This is a genomic window from Botrimarina colliarenosi (assembly GCF_007859955.1).
Classification (GTDB): Bacteria; Planctomycetota; Planctomycetia; order Pirellulales; family Lacipirellulaceae; genus Botrimarina; species Botrimarina colliarenosi.
Genome location: NZ_SJPR01000002.1, coordinates 342369 through 358866, shown reverse-complemented (window position 1 = coordinate 358866; position 16498 = coordinate 342369). Strand labels below are relative to the sequence as shown.

The following is a 16498-nucleotide window of genomic DNA, read 5'->3' as shown; positions in this document are numbered from 1 at the left end:
GTGTGAATACTTATCCGAGGAAGCGTCGGACCACTGCGAAGGCGGCCAGCGGCAGAAGACAGGTTGTCGCCACGGTGGCGACGGTCACAAATCGCTGCGCCCGGACCGACCCCGGCAGTCGGCGAGCACGCTGCGGTCGCCGGGTCGAACGGCTCGACGCTCCGGGCGCCGCTTCGCCACGCGCCACCCGGCTCCGTGTCTTTTCAACCCACGCCAACAACGCCTGCGGCTCGTGACGGAGTTCTCCGCGAAAGCCGAGGGCGACGCACAAGAAGTACGCCGCCAAGGTCTCGTCGGTCGGCAGGGCGTCGGCGAGCTTCGCCTGGCGCCAGAATTCGCTCGCCCGGTCGTTTGCGCCGTACAGGTTCGACTCGAGTTTCTGCCGGTTCCATGCGTCCGACCAACGGGATTGGCAGGTGAACAGCTCATCGACCCAGCAGACAAAGGCGTACCGCGCTCCACGGCAAGGACCAGCGGCGTCGCCGGCGGGGACTCCTAGAGCGAAGTTCGTTAGCGCCGCTTGTTCGCGCTGCAGGTCACGCGTCTCTCCCCGCTCGATGGCCTCGCGCAAGCGGAGGGCGTAATCGATCCCCCGGTAGAGCGGGTCAGTGTTCGAGATGGGCATAGCTGGAAGGTCTGGTGACGCGGGTTGTGCGGGTTGCGCCCTCGCAACCGCGTTGGCGCCGGTCTCGGGGCGTCGCCTCTAAGACTAGGCCACACGGAGCGCGCCGGCGTTCGTGCACAGAACCACCAGGAATTTCCCATCACGTCGAGACGGCCATCCGGAGCAACCTACATTCGAACACGCCCTCGCTAGGGCGACCGCTGCGAAAGCTCGCAGCTCAAACTCCGTTTCACCGATTGCAATGGCCCCGACCAACTGCGACGTGCTGCTCGAGCCAATTCCAGGGGATTCCCCCGCGGGAGACGCTACGCACTTCGCAATGACCTTGGCTCCGGCTCTGCGTGAGCTGCGGCGCGAAGAGTCGGCCGACTCGTTCGACGACGCCACTCGGCCGGCCGTTCTGAAGAAGGCGGACTGGCCCGGAGTCGTGCGGCTCTGCGAGGAGTCGCTAACGAAGACCGCGAAGGACCTCCGGACGGGCTGCCATCTCGCCGAGGCTTGGACCCGCGTTGAAGGGCTGGCGGGGTTGGCGAGGGGCTTCGAACTGCTGGCCGAGCTCGCCGAGTCCTGCTGGGATCGCGTCACTCCGCTTGAGGGGGACGACGTCGCCGAGACCCGCGGCACGCCGCTAGCCAACCTGCTGGACGACCCCGACCGGGGCGTCTGCTTCCCCAACTTACTCCGCACGCTCCCATTGCTTGGCGAAGGGGACGTGGCGTTGAGCTACACCGAATGGACCAAGCTCCGCTCGGCCCGCTCCGATGATGACGCGGATTTTATCGATAAAGTCCGCGAGAACACCGCTACCGATCGCTTCCGCACCCAGCACGCCAACGCGTCGAACGCGCTGGCGTGTCTTGACCGGCTGCGGGCGGCGCTTGAGGAACGGATTGGCGAAGCGGCGCCGGCTCTGCTGACGTTGCGCAGTGCGATCGTCGATCTCGTCGGTCTGCTCGGCGCCGAACTCGATCGAATCGGCGTCGCGCCAGTTGTGGCCAATGAGATTGCTGGTGCTGCGATGTCGGAGGGCGTTGCGGAGCCGGGCGATCCGGCCCGAGACCGGCTCTACGCGTTGCTAGACAGCACCGCGAACCAGCTGCGGGCCATGGAGCCTCACAGCCCCGTGCCCTACTTGATCAAGCGGGCGGTCCGGCTCGGCCGCCTGCCGTTCCCGCGTCTGATGGAGCAAGTGATCCGTGAGCCGTCGGCGCTCTCGGAGATGAACCGTGAGTTTGGGATAGCCGAACCGGACGGAACCGCCGTGTTGGCCTAAGTGGCCATTGACTAAAGCCCCGTCCGTATCGGGCCCTTCTAACGAACCTACTACTGAGGAAGTCGAACGATGAGCGAAAGCCTTCAACACACGCTGGACCGGGTCCGTCGCCCGCGCGTGCAAATCACTTACGACGTCGAGACCAACGGCGCCCTCGAGCAGAAAGAGCTGCCGATGGTTGTCGGCGTGCTCTCGGACCTGGGCGGCGACCAGGAAGAGACGCCCCTGCCGCTCAAGGAGCGCAAGCTCGTTCCGATCGACCGCGACAACTTCAATGAAGTGCTGTCGAAGACGGAGCCCCGTCTGGTGATGAGCGTCCCGAACCGCCTGACGGACGAAGACACCAACCTGTCGGTCGAGCTGAAGTTCGAGGACATCACCGACTTCGAGCCCCAGAACGTCGCGAAGCAGGTCCCGGCCCTCAACAGCCTGTTGGAGGCCCGCCACAAGCTGCGTCAGCTCCTCAGCACGATGGAAGGCAACGACAAGTACGCCGACCTGCTGCACGAGGTGCTTACCAATCCCGAGTCCGCCAAGTCGCTCGCCGACGAGTTGGGCGGCGGCAAGTCCGAGTGACGCCCCGCCTTTCCTCCATCCGAACACCTTTCCATTCAAACGGAGACCGTCAAAATGGCGACCGCCGAAGCCACTAAAGAAACCACTGAGCTCGAAGAGCTCAGCGTGCTCGAGCAACTGCTGGAGAACTCCCGCGCGCTCGACGACACCGAACTGGAGCACCAGAAGGACTACCTTCAGGAGTTCCTCAGCCACATCGTCACCGACGACCAGGTGACCAGCAAGGACGCCGCCGCCGAGATCAACCACTGGATCGGCAAGATCGACGAGAAGATCTCGGCCCAGCTGAACGAGGTGATGCACGACCCGAAGTTCCAGAAGCTCGAGGGGAGCTGGCGCGGTCTGCACTACCTTGTTCACGAGTCAGAGACCGGAACGACCCTCAAGATCCGCGTCTTGAACGTCACCAAGCGCGAGCTGCTGAAGGACCTCGAGTCCGCGGTCGAGTTCGACCAGAGCGCGCTGTTCAAGAAGGTCTATGAGGAAGAGTACGGCCAACTTGGCGGCGAGCCTTACGGCCTGCTGGTTGGCGACTTCGAGTTCAGCCGTCACCCGGAGGACATCAACCTCCTGAAGATGATCTCGAACGTGGCGGCCGGCGCCCACGCGCCGTTCATTACGGCCGCTTCGCCGGCGCTTTTGAACTTGACCAGCTTCACCGAGCTGCCCAACCCGCGTGACTTGGCGAAGATCTTCGAGTCGGCGGCGCACACCTCGTGGCGTTCGTTCCGCGACTCGGAAGATTCGCGTTACGTTTCGCTCTGTCTGCCCCGCGTCTTGGGTCGCCTGCCTTACGGCAAGGACTTCAAGAGCGTCGAGGAGTTTGACTTTGAGGAGTTCGTCGACGGCCGTGACCACAGCAAGTACTTGTGGATGAACGCCGCCTGGGCGTACGCGGTCCGCGTTACCGACGCGTTCAGCAAGTACGGCTGGTTCGCCAAGGTCCGTGGTGTCGAGGGTGGCGGTAAGGTCGAGAACCTGCCGGTCCACACGTTCAATACCGACGACGGCGACGTCGCGATGAAGTGCCCGACCGAGATCGCGATCTCGGACCGGCGTGAATTCGAGCTGTCGACGCTCGGCTTCCTACCGCTGCTGCACGCGAAGAACACCGACTTTGCGGTGTTCATGGGCGCGCAGTCGGCTCAGAAGCAGAAGACGTACTTCGACGACTCCGCGACGGCTAACGCCGACCTGTCGACGAAGATCAACTTCCTGCTCTGCGTCTCGCGCTTCGCCCACTACCTGAAGGTGATGGCCCGCGACAAGGTCGGCTCGATGCTCGAGGCCAACCAGTGCGAGAAGTGGCTGAACGACTGGATCGCCAACTACATCTGCGACCCGTCGATGGCCGGCGACGAGACCAAGGCCAAGTGCCCGCTCTCGGACGCCACCGTCGAGGTCCGCGAAGTCGCCGGCAAGCCGGGCTGGTACGAGGCGGTCGCCTGGTTGCGTCCGCACTTCCAGCTCGAGACGCTCAGCGCTTCGATGCGATTGGTCGCCGAGGTTCCCAAGAAGGGCTAACCGCTTGGAAGAGAGCCCGTCGCGGCGGCTAATTCGCCGCGACGGGTGACTTCCCTTCATCTCTAACCACGGGGGAACGCGATGTCCGCGACCGTGAATCCTGGAAGCCGCTTGCCAATTACGACCGGACTGCCAGACAAGCTGAAGTCCGGGATTGAGAACATGTCGGGCATGAGCTTGGACAATGTGAGGGTTCATCGCAACAGCGATAAACCTGCGCAGCTCCAAGCCCACGCGTTCGCCCAGGGGAACGATATCCACATCGCCCCCGGGCAAGAGAAGCACCTGCCGCACGAGGCTTGGCACGTTGTTCAGCAGGCTCAAGGCCGTGTCAGTGCGACGATGCAAATGAAGGCGTACGTCCCTATCAACGACGACAACGGTCTCGAACGCGAGGCCGACATGATGGGGCGTCTGCTGACGATGCAGCTCATGGCGGAAGAAGAGCCGCTGCAGATGGTTGCAGAAGAAGAAGAAGAACTAGCGCAGGGTTAGCCAGCTGGCCCGATCGCATAAGAAACAACCTTTAATTAACTACGGAGACATAATATGGCCGGCAAAAGCCAACACGGATCGATCGACTACTTCCTGAAGATCGATGGAATCGAGGGAGAGTCGAAGGACTCCAAGCACGGCAAAGAGATCCAGATCCTCGGCTTTAACTGGGGTGAGTCGCAGCCCGTGAGCATCCCGTTCACGTCGGGCGGCGGCAGCGGCAAGGTCAACATGCAGGACCTGACCTTCACGATGTACGCCTGTAAGGCGTCGCCGAAGCTGTTCCTCTCGTGCGCCAAGGGCGAGCACATCAAGGAAGCGACCCTCGTGGCCCGTAAGGCGGGTGGCGAGCAAGAGGACTTCTACTCGATCAAGCTCGAGGAAGTCCTGGTCTCGTCCTACAACACGGGCGGCGGTTCGGGCACGTCGTTGCCGATGGACACCGTCACGCTGGCCTTCGCCAAGATCAGCTACGAGTACCGCCCCCAGAAAGACAAGGGCGCCCTCGACACGCCGGTCAAGGCCGGCTGGAACCTGGAAGAGAACAAGACCATCTGAACCGGGTCTTGAAGCCAATCGACGGGCCGCGGCCGCCTTGGCGCGGCCTCGGCCCGTCTCGTTTTATGAACAGCGCCCCCTATGAGCCCTCGCCCCCTCGCCGCCTCGCCGTCGCTGCTCGATCGATTGGTCGACGCCTGCCACGGCGTGGATCGTCCGCAACCGATGCGGGTCGAGCGGCTCGTCGACGATCTGGAGGCGTTGCTGAACACGTGCGCGGTCGCACCCGACGACGAACTTGCTCAGCACGCCGAACTCGCTACGTCGGTGTTGACTTACGGCGCCCCGGCGCCACAGTCGATGGCGATCTCGTCGTACGAAAAGCGATTGGCGACCGCCAAGCAGATTGAACACGTCATCCGGACCCACGAGCCGCGTCTCACCGACGTCCGCGTTCGGGTGCTGAACCCGCAGGCCCCGGGGTCGGACGGCTTGCTGCGGATCGACGCCAGTCTCGGCGGCGCCGGCCCGCTCTCACTGGCGTTGCGGGTGCGCACCTCAAGCGGACGAACCCAGGTCACCGCGGAGCGATCATGAGCAAGACGCTCTACCCCTACTACGAACGCGAACTGCACTTCCTCCGCCACGAAGCGGAGGAGTTCGCGCGTCAGTATCCCGCCGCGGCGGATCAACTGCTGTTGGATGGCGGTCGTAGTCGGGACCCGCACGTCGAGCGGATGATCGAGGCCTGCGCTTTGCTAGGCGCTCGCGTTGAGAAGAAGCTCGACGATGAGTTCCCCGAGATCACCGACGGCCTGCTGGCGACGCTGTATCCGCACTACCTGGCGCCGGTTCCTTCGATGGCAATCGCCCAGTTCAAGCCCGACCCGGCAAGCCCCGAGCCGGGCGGATCGGTGGTGCCCCGCGGTAGCGGCCTGAGGACGCCAACCGTCGACGGCGTGGCGTGTCGCTATCGCACGAGCTACGAGACGACGCTGTGGCCGATCACGGTGACCGACGCTCGGGTTGAACTGCCCCCCTTCGATTCCAAAACCACCGCGCCCCCGGCCACCGTAGCGCGGGTGCACCTGCGGCTGCGGGCGCACGCCGACATGATGCTCAGTGACCTGTCGCTCGACCGGTTGCGGCTGCACCTCCACGGCGACGACGCCCTGATGGCGTCGCTCTACCAGCACCTGCTGGAAAACGCCTTGCGCATCGACGTTGTTGACGCCGACGCGGCGCCCGGCCGGTTGCTCGCGACGTTGCCTGCAAATTCGATTCTCCCGGTTGGATTCGAGGAAGACGAAGGGATCCTGCCCTACCCGGCTACTTCCAACGTCGGCTACCGGCTGCTGACGGAGCTGTTCGCCTTCCCGCAGAAATTCGCGTTCGTCGATGTGACGGGACTCGCTGACGCCTTGCCCGAGGCGGGCCGTGAGATCGAGTTGGTGGTCTCACTGCGTGAGGCGGACGAACGACTCGCCAACGAGGTCGATCGCGAGACGTTCCGCTTGGGATGCACGCCGATCGTCAACCTCTTTGACAAGGTCTGCGAGCCGATCCGACTGACGCACACGCGCACCGAGTACCCGATCCTCGCCGACGCACAGAATCGAGAGTCGGCAGAGGTCTATTCGGTTGATCGCGTCGTCGGCGTCACGACGCAAAAGACGCGGGCGCTCACGCCGCTCTACGGTCTGAATCATGAAAACTCGTGGTCCAACGATGACGCGGCGCGGGCGTTCTGGCATACAAGGCGCCGGCCGTCAGACCGCTACGACGATCCCGGCAGCGATCTGTGGCTCCGCGTCGCCGATAACGACTTCGACCCGCATGCCCCCGCGGACGAGACGCTCACGGTCTACGCCACCTGCACCAACCGCGAGTTGCCGACGCGACTCGCCGGCGGGCCCGAGGGGCTCTTGCTTAAGAGCGACGCCGCCCTGCCGATCCGCTCGGTGCACTGCCTACGACAGCCAACGGCGCCGATGCGGCCACCGCTTGGGAAGGACGCCTACTGGCGATTGGTGTCACACCTCTCGCTCAACCACCTGTCGCTCTCGGATGAGCGCTTCGCGGCGGATGCTTTTCAAGAAATCTTGCGTCTCTATGACTTCGCCGACCGGAATGCCGATCGTCGCCGAGCGATTCTCAACAGCGAGATGATCGACGGCGTCGTGTCGCTTGCCTCGCGGCGGACGACTTGTCGGATCGGGGGCCCGCGCGACGGCGGCTTTTGCCGTGGCGTCGCGATGGAGCTCACCCTCGACGAGGCGGGTTTTCGCGGCGTCGGCGCCTACCTGTTTGGCGCGGTGGCGGAACGGTTCTTCGCCGAGTACGCGACGGTCAACTCCTTCACGCGATTGACCCTCACAACGAAGCAGTCCGGTGTCGTCAAGACCTGGCCGCCGCGTAGCGGGAGCGTGCAGCTGCTATGACCACCAAGCTCTCTAAACCGGCCACCCCTCACGCGGTCAAGGCGTCGGTCGCTGAGAAGCTCTTCACCGAGCCGGGGAAGTTCGACTTCTACCAGGCCGTGGGGCTGCTGGAGAAGATCGCCGACCAGCAATCGCCGGACAGCGGCGCCAAGGGGCGTGCGGTCCGCTTCAGGACGCCGGCCTCGACCGCCTTCTCGACCAGTGAGATTGAGTCGATCGAGCCCGCGGCGCCGGGCCGACCGGCCGAGATGGTCGTGGGGTTCATGGGGCTCACCGGCCCCAGTGGCGTACTTCCTCGCCACTACACTGAACAGCTCGTCCAGATGGAGCGTCGCCTCCGCGGCGCCGCCAGGCGGACGTTGCACGCGTGGTACGACCTCTTCAGCAACCGGTACATCGGACAACTCTTCCGAGCCAAGGCCGGCCGCCGGATCGACCGCGGCGTCGCCACGGGCGAGTCGTCCGACGCCGAGCCCGATCGCTTCACCACGGCGCTGCAAAGCCTTGGCGGGACGGGGATGCCCGCCCTCGGAGGCCGTCTGCTGGTGCGCGACGCTAGCGACGAGTGGCTGCTAGACCGCATCCCCGATGCGGCGTTGGCCCGCCACGCCGGCGTCCTTGCGAGGCGTCAACGGCCGGCGTCCCAGATCGCGGCGACGCTCTCGGACTACTTCCAGGCCCCCGTCCGGATCGAATCGTTCCGCGGCCAATGGCTGAAGCTGGAGCCCGCCGACCAGACCCGCCTCGGCGGCGCGGGGCAAGCGAATCAACTTGGCGTCGATGCTGTATTGGGCTCGCAGGTCTGGGATCGGCAGAGCCGAGTCCGCGTTGTCGTCGGGCCACTCGACCGCCATCGTTTCGAGCAGTTCCTCCCCGACCCAACGCCCGGCAAGCAGCGACGACGCTTCCAGCTGCTGTGTCAGCTGACGCGTCTGCTGCTCGGACCCGAGCTCGACTACGACGTGCAACTCATCTTGAAGCGCCCCGAGGTCCCCCGGCTACAAGCCACGACGAGCGGCCCCGCCCGCCTCGGTTGGGACGCTTGGCTCGGCAGCCGCGCGAGCGACCGCGACGGCGACGAACCGATTTTTGAGCCGATCGAAGCGACTACGCTCTCCTAACGAGAGATGGCGCCGGCTTTCCCTCGTGGCCGTGTCTCAACCCGTGCCTCCGGCGGGCAGGCGACGGGTCGAACGGCGACCGATCTCAAGGGCGCCGCGCGGGGTCCTGCGTTTTCTTCGATCCGCAAAGCGGATGAGATGCATTACGCCAACTCGCGGTCGTTTCATCGTCTTAGAAGCCGTTTCGAGTATTCGCTAGAATGCGGATTTGGTCCTTCGTTCACCTGTTAAGTCGAGGCATGCTTGATCAAGTATCTTGAGTCGCCGAAATCGCTTCGGCGCGAACAGCTTGAAGGCTTCCTCGTTGGCTGGCCCACGCCTCCCACGCCCGAGACGCTCCTCGCGCTGCTTCACGGAAGCTCTAACGTGGTCGTCGCGGTCGATTCTGAGTCCGACCGCGCCATCGGTTTCGTGACAGCGACGAGTGACGGAGTCATCTCGGCTTGCATCCCGTTACTGGAGGTGCTGCCTTCTTACCAAGGGTGAGGCATCGGCACACAGCTGATGATGCAGATTCTTCAGCAACTAGAGGGACTCTATATGATTTATCTTCAGTGCGATCCCGAGGTGCAACCCTTTTACGAACGGCTCGGTATGAATCGATCGATCGGCATGAGGATTCGGCGCTATTAGAGCAGGCTGGTGGGAGCGGACTAATGGTCTCTCCTACTCTCTTATGGCGTGCATTCGTTGCCCGCCCCCTTACGCAATCCAGCAGTGCTCTACGGCGCTGACTTAGTAACTATCCCAGAACTGGTCTTGGCGGGGTAGAGCGAAGTTCGTAGAGGTTCTCGCAACCCGAACCATGGAGGTGCGAGATGGCCGTAGCGGCGTCGCTGGAGACGATCTGGGAAGTGGACGATACGTTGTGGGCGATTGTCGAGCCGATCTTGATTGAAGCGTATCCTGCCAAGCTTACCGGTCGGCCGCGGGTCGATTTCCGGCAGGTCTTCAACGCGGTCGTGTTCCGCATGCGGAGCGGCTGCCAATGGAACCGCATGCCGCCGGAGCTGGGGAGCGATTCGAGCAACCACCGCTGGTTCCAGCGGTGGCGAGAAGACGGCGTTTGGGAGAAGGTGTGGGCGACACTGGTGGAGCGTTGCGACGAGCTGGGGGGCGTCGAGTGGGACTGGCAGGCGGCCGACGCGATGCTGGGCAAAGCCCGCTTTGGGGGGGCGATGTCGGTCCGAACCCGACGGATCGGGCGAAGAACGGCACGAAGAAGAGCCTGCTCGTTGACGGCCAAGGGGGCCCGCTCGCCGCGATGACCTCGCCGGCCAACTGGCACGACTCGAAGTGTCTGGAGGACCTGCTCCACATGGTGGTCGTCGAGCGTCCCGATTCGACCGAGCGGCTCTGCCTCGACAAAGGCTACGACACGCCGGCCGCTCGCCGAGTCGCGGAGGAGTTCGGATACGAACCTCGCATCGAACCGATCCAGCGGCCAGGCAACCCCAAGCCACGAAGGCGCAAGAACCGACGCTGGGTCGTCGAGCGAACCTTCGCCTGGCTCAGCAAGTGCCGCGGCCTCTTGGTCCGCAACGAGAAGCACGCCGAGAACTACCTCGCCCTCTTCCAACTCGGCTGCCTCCTGCTCTGGTACCGAAGGTTACGACAACTGACCGGATAAGGCACTTCTGGGATAGTTACTTAGACCCTATCCACATTGGACACACGGCCTCCACCGGGGCAGAGGCTTCTCTCCTGAGATGGTCGAAGGATTCGCGTGTGCCCTGTGTTGCGGTCGTCGTTGAACTGAGAGTCCACACGTTCGCGGCGGCTTGTTCAGACCGTCGCTAACGCGTTCGCGGTGACCGGCGTGTCGGCTGTACTGGCGGCCTGGCGGACAGCGAACAGCGACATCCGCAGCGTGGTGGTCTTGCCCTCGTAGCGAACGACGACTTCGTTGCGGTCGCCAAGCGAGTCGACCAGCATATGCTCGCCTAGCCTCGCCGCTAGCGAGAGTGTCCGCTCTACTTCGCGCCATTCTGTCGGCGACGAGTCGGTGGCCAGCTCGTAGTAAGCCATGCCGCGACGCAGCGGGAGCGCGCGGGGCGGGTGGATGACCTTGCGGGGGGCGAGGCCGGTCTCTCCCAGCAGGAAGAGGTCTTCGGCGCGCAGGGCGCTGCCGAACTTGACGTGATTGCCGCTCGCTAGCAGGTGCTCGGTCTCGTCCTCGCTGAGAGAGGTCTGCACGCCGACATACAGTCGCTGGCCGGCTTCGATCCATGACGGATCGAGCTCCACCCGTAGCAGCGATTTTTCCGGCACGAACGGGCGTTCCTGGTAGCTGGGCTCGATGACCGCCGAAAGCAGCGACTCGATCTCCCGCCGCGCCGCGAGGAAGCAGCCTGCCAGGTCGTCGTGATCGTAGGCGGGCAGCGCCCGATACTTCATCTCACGGGTGAACGCCGAAAGGCGACCGGTGATCCGCGCCAACTCCCGGTACACCACCAGCGGCGCCACGCCCTGGGCGGCCGCGTCGATCGAAAGGACGGCGATCCCTTCGTTGAGCGTGCGGAGTTGCTCGAGAAGCAGCCGCTCTCCCTGACCGGCGCTGTCGAAGTCGAGGCCACGCGAGGCCGCTTGGTTGGCGAGCACGGTGGCCTTCTTCTCGAGTCGCTCGAGCAGTCGCAAGACGACGCCGACCTGGAGCGGCGCCCAAGCGTCGCAAGCCAGCAGCGGGGGAATGTACTCCGCGTCGATCTCGGGGCAGCCGCTGGCGGAGTCCGAACGACGCACCTGCAGCAACGGAAGGGTCTGGTATCCCGCCGCCTCTTGATCGGAGGTCAGCAGGCGGGCGTTCGGGCGAAGGACCTGGATCGACTGGGGGTTGTTCCCCGTGTTGTGGTCGGCTGACTCACGGATCTCAACCAGGTGGCGTGCCGCGACGTCGGTGGGCGTGTCGGTCACGCTGGGGCGGACCGGATTCTCGAGCGGCAGCGCTAACTCGACCCGCACCGTGGCGTCCCGACGCAGGCCTTCTCGGAGATCGAGCACCGGCAACACGCCGTCTTCCGGGAATGCGAGCGACGACCCATCGGGCAAGCGCGCTTCGAGTGACCGGATCACCAAGCGATGATTGGCGAGGGCGTCGGCGTCGATCTCGATCGAGCGGACGCCCCAGTTGTAGTGATGGTCCCAGCGGGCGCCGAGCGCGCGGGCCCGGTCCTGCCACCGGTCGGCGGCCTGGAAATGCTGGGGGGTAAGAAACATCCCCTCGTGCCAGTGAATGGGAAGGTCGCTCATATCGCGTCAACGCCGAAAGACGGGGAAGGGTCCAGGCTCTGTTATCGATGCCGGCTAGCCAAATGGGCGAATCTAAGTTGAGACAGCCGATTGTCCGGCCTGTAGTGATCGGGCCGACTTTTCAAGCCACGAGGCGCAACAGGACGGCGTCTTTCTGCGACCGCTTCACCTCGTACATCAAGGTGTCGGCCGCGCGCAGCAGCTCGTCGACCGAGTCGGGGGTCGACGCATAGACGGCGACTCCGATGCTGAACGTGACGGGCCAGTCATCCTGTTGCATCCTCTCGGAGAGGGCCTGGCGGAGTCGTTCGACAACGACGCTGGCTTCCGCTTCGGACGTCTCGGGAAGCAGGATAGCGAACTCGTCACCCCCCATCCGGGCAGGCGTGTCGATGTCGCGGACACACTTACTGATCTGCTGGGCGATCGCCTTCAGGAGCCGGTCTCCTTCGAGATGGCCGAGTGTGTCGTTGACGGTCTTGAAGTTGTCGCAATCGATGAAAGCCACCGAAACGGCGCGGCCGGTACGATCGGAACGCGAGACTTCTTCCTCGGCTCGATCACGGAACGCCTTGGCGTTGAGAAGGCCCGTCAGCCCATCGGTCCGCGCCATCCGGCGTTCCGTCTCGAACGCCTGCTTAAGCCGATGCAGGGTTCCGATGACAATCGCGAAACACATAACGTGACTGATGGCGGTATAGACTTCGGCGCCGGTTAGCTTTTCCTCGCCAAGCCCGAGCAGGTCGTCCGCCAGCCAGCCGGTGCAGCACATGGTCGCCAGGGCCGCGCCGACGCCGAGGTGGGACACCCAGCCGACAAGCATGACCGGCGGCAGGTAGCACATCAGTAGCGGGAACTCATCGCCGGTCGCGTAATCGGCCCAGGCAATGAGGGTAGAGAGGGCCATCGCCACGGCGATCGACAGCCGGGGGGTCTTTTGCAGACGCTCCCCGAGTGACCGGAGGGCATTGGGTCGAAAAGTGGTCGGGGTTGCGGTCATGCCGGTTGTCCTGCTTGGGAGCCCCTGCCGCGTGGCGCGCAGGGGGGGCGGCGCAAGCGTAGCACTCCCCAGCGACGCGGCTGGATCGATCCGCAAATGCCGACGAGTCCTCCGCGCCGCGGGGCTCGATCCCGGCGTAGTGACCGTGACCTGACGGACAGCCTCCATTGTCAGACGGCTAAGCGCGCCGCCGCCGGTTCATCGGCCTCGGGGGCCGACCCGTCGGTGGCTGCCTGCTCCTGGCCGAAGAGGGTCTCGCGGCCAAAGATGGCGGCCTTGGCGTCGAGCATGAGCGTGAAGAGCGTCGGAGCCAAAACAAGCGTGAACGCCGTCGAGACCAAGAGCCCCCCCAACACCACACTGCCGAGCCCGCGGTAGAGCTCGCTGCCGGCGCCCGGAAAAAGCACCAGAGGCGCCAAGCCAAGCAGCGTTGTTGTTGTCGTCATGAAGATCGGTCGTACGCGGGTCCGCACGCTCTCGAGGACGGCTTCGCGCGGAGCATAACCCTCGTCGCGGATCAGGTTCAGCGATTGGTGGACGATGAGAATCGGATTATTCACCACGGTGCCGATCAGCACGACAAAGCCGAGCATCGTCAGCACATCGAGCGGCTGGATGACAAACTGGTTCAACAGCCAGAGGCCGAGGACACCACCGACCGCACCCAACGGCACCGTAAGGATGATCACCAGCGGATAGAGCCACGACTCGAAGAGGGCCGCCATGAGCAGGTACGTAATCAGGAGGGCCAGCATCACGTTGAAGCGGAGCGAGTCCCAGGTCTCACGCAGCTTGTCGGCGGTTCCCGCCAGACCGATGGCGTAAGGCCCTTCAAGCAGTCCCGTCGCCGTCATCGCGGGCACGACGTTCTGCTGGATGATCGCCATCGCGTCCTCGAGCGCCACTTCGGGCGGTGGCGAGACTTCAATGGTGATCGCCCGCACCCGTTCACGGTGGTTGATCTGCTCGGGCCCGCTCGCGAGGGTGATGTCGGCCAGTGCGGTAAGCGGCACTAACTGTCCCAGCGGTGTGGCGACGGGAGCCGCGCCGATCTTCTGGGTGCGGTCGGCGAAGCGGTTCTCGCCGATCACGGTGAGGTCGATCTTCTTGCCCTCCAGAAAATAGTCACCGACGTAGGCGCCATCGACGAGCGCATCGACGGCAAAACCGATGTCGGTGGCGTTCATCTGGGTCTCGGCCGCTTGCAGCAGCTTGGGCCGGACGTGAACCTCCGGGCTCGAGAGGTCAAGGCTTGGCGCCGGGCGGGCCTGGGCGCCCGGGATGCTCTGGGCGACGGCGCCCATGGCGACCCGTCCAAGCTCTACCAGGCGTTCGATATCGGGACCGGTGATCTCGATATCAACGGTACGACCCGCCGTCAGGCCATCCTCGAAGAGGCTCGATTGCTTAGCGACCGCAAAGGCGCCGGGAAGCTTCGCTCCGACTCGCGAAACGATCGGCACGAGCTCGCCAGAACGGAGCGGGTCTTTCGCGCGGACGCCCATAAAGACGCTCCGGCCTCGGACGACGAAGAAGAAATCCTCGATCGCCGGTCCGTCCATCGCTGCGAGGTCGGTCGACGCGTCGACGTCCCAGTACGGCTTGAGCTCGTTCTCGACGGTCTGGCCGAGCGACATCAGCTGGTCGATGTTGTAGCCGGGCGGCGGCAGGACGATGCCGAAGACCAAATTCCGGTTGCCGGTAGGGAGGTACTCGACGCGCGGCCACAGCAGATAGCATCCGCCCGCCGCGACGCCTACCAGCACGGCTACAGTCGCTAAGCGACGGATGACGCCGCGCTGGATCCAGGCGTTGAGGCCAACAATTCCGTTGGTGAAGGTGGCGCCTGCGCGGTTGACGCCCGCGAGGCTCGATTCTTTGGGGGCGTCGCCCTCGTGCGGGTCCTGCTTGAGCAGCCTCGCGGACGCGGTGGGGATAACGATGACCGAAACCAACAACGAGAGACCCACCGCGGCGCTGATCGCCAACGCGATATCACGGAACAGCTGGCCCGCCTGCTCCTCGACGAAGACCACGGGGAGGAAGACCGCGATGGTCGTCAGTGTCGATGAAACGACGGCGCCCCAAACCTCTTGAGCGCCCCGTGTCGACGCGACGAGGGGCGACTCGCCGAGCGCTCGGCGTCGATAGATGTTTTCGAGAACGACGACGGCGTTGTCGACGAGCATGCCGACCGCAAACGCGAGGCCGGCGAGACTGATCACGTTGAGCGACCGGCCCAGGATCCCGAGCACGAGGAAGGTCCCAATGATGCTCGTTGGGATGGCCAGGCCGACAACCAGGGCGCCGCGTGCGAACCAGAATCCCGAGAAGAGAATCAGCGCCAGACTCAGCGCGAACCACCAAGGCGACAGGTAGGCCGCCGCGATCGCTGTCACGAGGATCGCCGGCCCGAGCACCAAGGTGCGGTAGCCAAAGTGCAGAAAGCCCATCAACACCAGCATCGTCAGGGCGCCGCCGATGAAGATGTTGTTCTGGACGAGCGTCACCGACGAGTTGATGTAATCGGTCTCGTCGTAGACTTGGGTTAGTAGCAAGCCACGCGGGGCGAGAATCTGCTCGTTGATCTGGTCGGTTTGCTCCTTCAGCCCTTCCATGACGTCGAGAACATTGGCGCCGGTCTCCCGGATGCAGTTCACGGCAATACAGGACTCGCCGAACCGACGGACCAATCCGGCCGGCTTCTTGTATCCAAGGCGCACCTTGGCGACGTCTCGCACGTAGACCGGCGCGCCATCGCGGACCGCCAGCAGTTGGTTCTCGACCTGGTCGGGCGAGCGGAACTCATTGAGCGTGCGGACGACCCAGCGCCGCTTGGCCTCGGAAAAATCGCCAGCCGACGTGTCTTTGTTTTGGCCCCGAAGGACGTCCCGCACCTGGGTCAGCGTCAGCTGACGCGCCGCGAGCTTTTCAGGGTCAACCAGCACCTGCAGCTCGTCCTCAAGGCCACCCAGGACGTTGGACTGCGAAACGCCCGAGACACGCTCGTAGCGGGCCTCGATCTCGTCCTCGGCGAATCGCATCATCTTGGGAATCTCGCCATCGCGGGCGGGCTTCAGCACAGCCGCTTCGGGGTGCGCCTGGGCGAGTCGACGGATCCGCAGGAGTCGCAGGCCGACGTTCTCGGTCGCCGCGATACGCTGCACTTCTTCGCGGAGCGCCGGGTGTTGCGCAGCGAACTCGTCGAGCACCGCCGTCGAGGGGGGCGCCGGGCCGAGGATGAACCAAGCGATCGGGCGGCTGGACGAGTTGGCCGTCACGATGACAGGCTGGTCGGCGTCCGCCGGGTACTCGCGGACCTGCTGGAGGCGGCTGTTGACCTTGAGCAACGCCTGGTCCATGTCCTCGCCGACATTGAACTCGATTGTGATCGTGCTTTGCGAGTCGGCGCTCTCGCTCGTGAGTTTCCGCGCCCCCTCCACGCCTTTGAGTTGCTCTTCTTGCTCGACCGTGATCTCGCGCTCCACTTCTTGCGGGCTCGCGCCGGGCCAAGCCGTTGTGATCGTTATCGTGGGGGTTTGCACCTCGGGCGTGAGCTGCATCGGCATCCGCAGAAGCGCCACGGCGCCGAACAGCGACACGAGGAGGACGCCAACGGCCACCTTGACCGGGTTGCGGATGAACGAGTCGACGAGATTCATCGCCAGCTTCGGCTTGAGTTAAAGAAGAAATAGA

The 16498-nt window shown here is 64.4% G+C and carries 14 protein-coding genes; 10 read left to right on the top strand and 4 right to left on the bottom strand.

Annotated elements, in window-relative coordinates:
* Positions 1–10 precede the first annotated feature (10 nt).
* A complete protein-coding gene (locus tag Pla108_RS09425) occupies positions 11–625 on the bottom strand; it encodes a DotU family type IV/VI secretion system protein (protein WP_146444682.1) in 615 nt (204 codons plus the stop codon).
* 241 nt (positions 626–866) lie between these two features.
* Here Pla108_RS09425 and tssA point away from each other — a divergent pair, with 241 nt between their 5' ends.
* The 10 genes from tssA (at position 867) to Pla108_RS09375 (ending at position 10183) form a co-directional block, all read left to right on the top strand.
* Entirely contained in the window at positions 867–1898 is a 1032-nt protein-coding gene (gene tssA / locus Pla108_RS09420) for a type VI secretion system protein TssA (protein WP_146444681.1), read from the top strand.
* Between the two features lie 69 nt (positions 1899–1967).
* Positions 1968–2474 (top strand): type VI secretion system contractile sheath small subunit, encoded by a 507-nt coding sequence (gene tssB, locus Pla108_RS09415; protein WP_146444680.1) that lies wholly within the window; start codon positions 1968–1970, stop codon positions 2472–2474.
* A gap of 54 nt (positions 2475–2528) precedes the next feature.
* Entirely contained in the window at positions 2529–3998 is a 1470-nt protein-coding gene (gene tssC / locus Pla108_RS09410; protein WP_146444679.1) for a type VI secretion system contractile sheath large subunit, read from the top strand.
* Positions 3999–4079: 81 nt separating this feature from the next.
* The gene (locus tag Pla108_RS09405; RefSeq protein ID WP_146444678.1) at positions 4080–4493 is read left to right on the top strand and encodes an eCIS core domain-containing protein; all 414 of its coding nucleotides are present in this window, start codon (positions 4080–4082) and stop codon (positions 4491–4493) included.
* Between the two features lie 54 nt (positions 4494–4547).
* A complete protein-coding gene (locus Pla108_RS09400; RefSeq protein ID WP_146444677.1) occupies positions 4548–5051 on the top strand; it encodes an Hcp family type VI secretion system effector in 504 nt (167 codons plus the stop codon).
* An 81-nt stretch (positions 5052–5132) separates the two neighbouring features.
* The gene (gene tssE, locus Pla108_RS09395; RefSeq protein ID WP_146444676.1) at positions 5133–5588 is read left to right on the top strand and encodes a type VI secretion system baseplate subunit TssE; all 456 of its coding nucleotides are present in this window, start codon (positions 5133–5135) and stop codon (positions 5586–5588) included.
* Positions 5585–7432 (top strand): type VI secretion system baseplate subunit TssF, encoded by a 1848-nt coding sequence (gene tssF, locus Pla108_RS09390; protein ID WP_146444675.1) that lies wholly within the window; start codon positions 5585–5587, stop codon positions 7430–7432. Before tssE ends, tssF begins: the two co-directional genes overlap by 4 nt.
* Positions 7429–8553 (top strand): type VI secretion system baseplate subunit TssG, encoded by a 1125-nt coding sequence (tssG, locus tag Pla108_RS09385; protein WP_146444674.1) that lies wholly within the window; start codon positions 7429–7431, stop codon positions 8551–8553. The genes tssF and tssG overlap by 4 nt, the downstream gene beginning before the upstream one ends.
* A 243-nt stretch (positions 8554–8796) precedes the next feature.
* Complete coding sequence (locus Pla108_RS20945) at positions 8797–9039, top strand: hypothetical protein (protein WP_197526434.1); 243 nt, start codon at positions 8797–8799, stop codon at positions 9037–9039.
* Between the two features lie 368 nt (positions 9040–9407).
* A protein-coding gene (locus tag Pla108_RS09375) for an IS5 family transposase (protein ID WP_146445095.1) occupies positions 9408–10183 on the top strand; the annotation gives its coding sequence in 2 pieces (ribosomal slippage) (positions 9408–9714 and positions 9714–10183; 777 coding nt in all).
* Positions 10184–10338: 155 nt separating this feature from the next.
* On the opposite strand, the gene tssK is transcribed toward Pla108_RS09375, so the two are convergent.
* The 3 genes from tssK to Pla108_RS09360 form a co-directional block, all read right to left on the bottom strand.
* Positions 10339–11802, bottom strand: coding sequence for a type VI secretion system baseplate subunit TssK (gene tssK, locus Pla108_RS09370; RefSeq protein ID WP_146444673.1), 1464 nt, complete (start codon positions 11800–11802; stop codon positions 10339–10341).
* 121 nt (positions 11803–11923) lie between these two features.
* On the bottom strand, positions 11924–12802 hold the full coding sequence (locus tag Pla108_RS09365; RefSeq protein ID WP_197526433.1) for a GGDEF domain-containing protein: 879 nt from the start codon (positions 12800–12802) through the stop codon (positions 11924–11926).
* 170 nt (positions 12803–12972) lie between these two features.
* Entirely contained in the window at positions 12973–16464 is a 3492-nt protein-coding gene (locus tag Pla108_RS09360) for an efflux RND transporter permease subunit (RefSeq protein ID WP_146444671.1), read from the bottom strand.
* Between the last annotated feature and the right edge of the window lie 34 nt (positions 16465–16498).

Coding starts and splice junctions, on each gene's coding strand:
- Pla108_RS09425 (WP_146444682.1), bottom strand. CDS start 625: ATGCCCATCTCGAACACTGACCCGCTCTACCGGGGGATCGATTACGCC.
- tssA (WP_146444681.1), top strand. CDS start 867: ATGGCCCCGACCAACTGCGACGTGCTGCTCGAGCCAATTCCAGGGGAT.
- tssB (WP_146444680.1), top strand. CDS start 1,968: ATGAGCGAAAGCCTTCAACACACGCTGGACCGGGTCCGTCGCCCGCGC.
- tssC (WP_146444679.1), top strand. CDS start 2,529: ATGGCGACCGCCGAAGCCACTAAAGAAACCACTGAGCTCGAAGAGCTC.
- Pla108_RS09405 (WP_146444678.1), top strand. CDS start 4,080: ATGTCCGCGACCGTGAATCCTGGAAGCCGCTTGCCAATTACGACCGGA.
- Pla108_RS09400 (WP_146444677.1), top strand. CDS start 4,548: ATGGCCGGCAAAAGCCAACACGGATCGATCGACTACTTCCTGAAGATC.
- tssE (WP_146444676.1), top strand. CDS start 5,133: ATGAGCCCTCGCCCCCTCGCCGCCTCGCCGTCGCTGCTCGATCGATTG.
- tssF (WP_146444675.1), top strand. CDS start 5,585: ATGAGCAAGACGCTCTACCCCTACTACGAACGCGAACTGCACTTCCTC.
- tssG (WP_146444674.1), top strand. CDS start 7,429: ATGACCACCAAGCTCTCTAAACCGGCCACCCCTCACGCGGTCAAGGCG.
- tssK (WP_146444673.1), bottom strand. CDS start 11,802: ATGAGCGACCTTCCCATTCACTGGCACGAGGGGATGTTTCTTACCCCC.
- Pla108_RS09365 (WP_197526433.1), bottom strand. CDS start 12,802: ATGACCGCAACCCCGACCACTTTTCGACCCAATGCCCTCCGGTCACTC.
- Pla108_RS09360 (WP_146444671.1), bottom strand. CDS start 16,464: ATGAATCTCGTCGACTCGTTCATCCGCAACCCGGTCAAGGTGGCCGTT.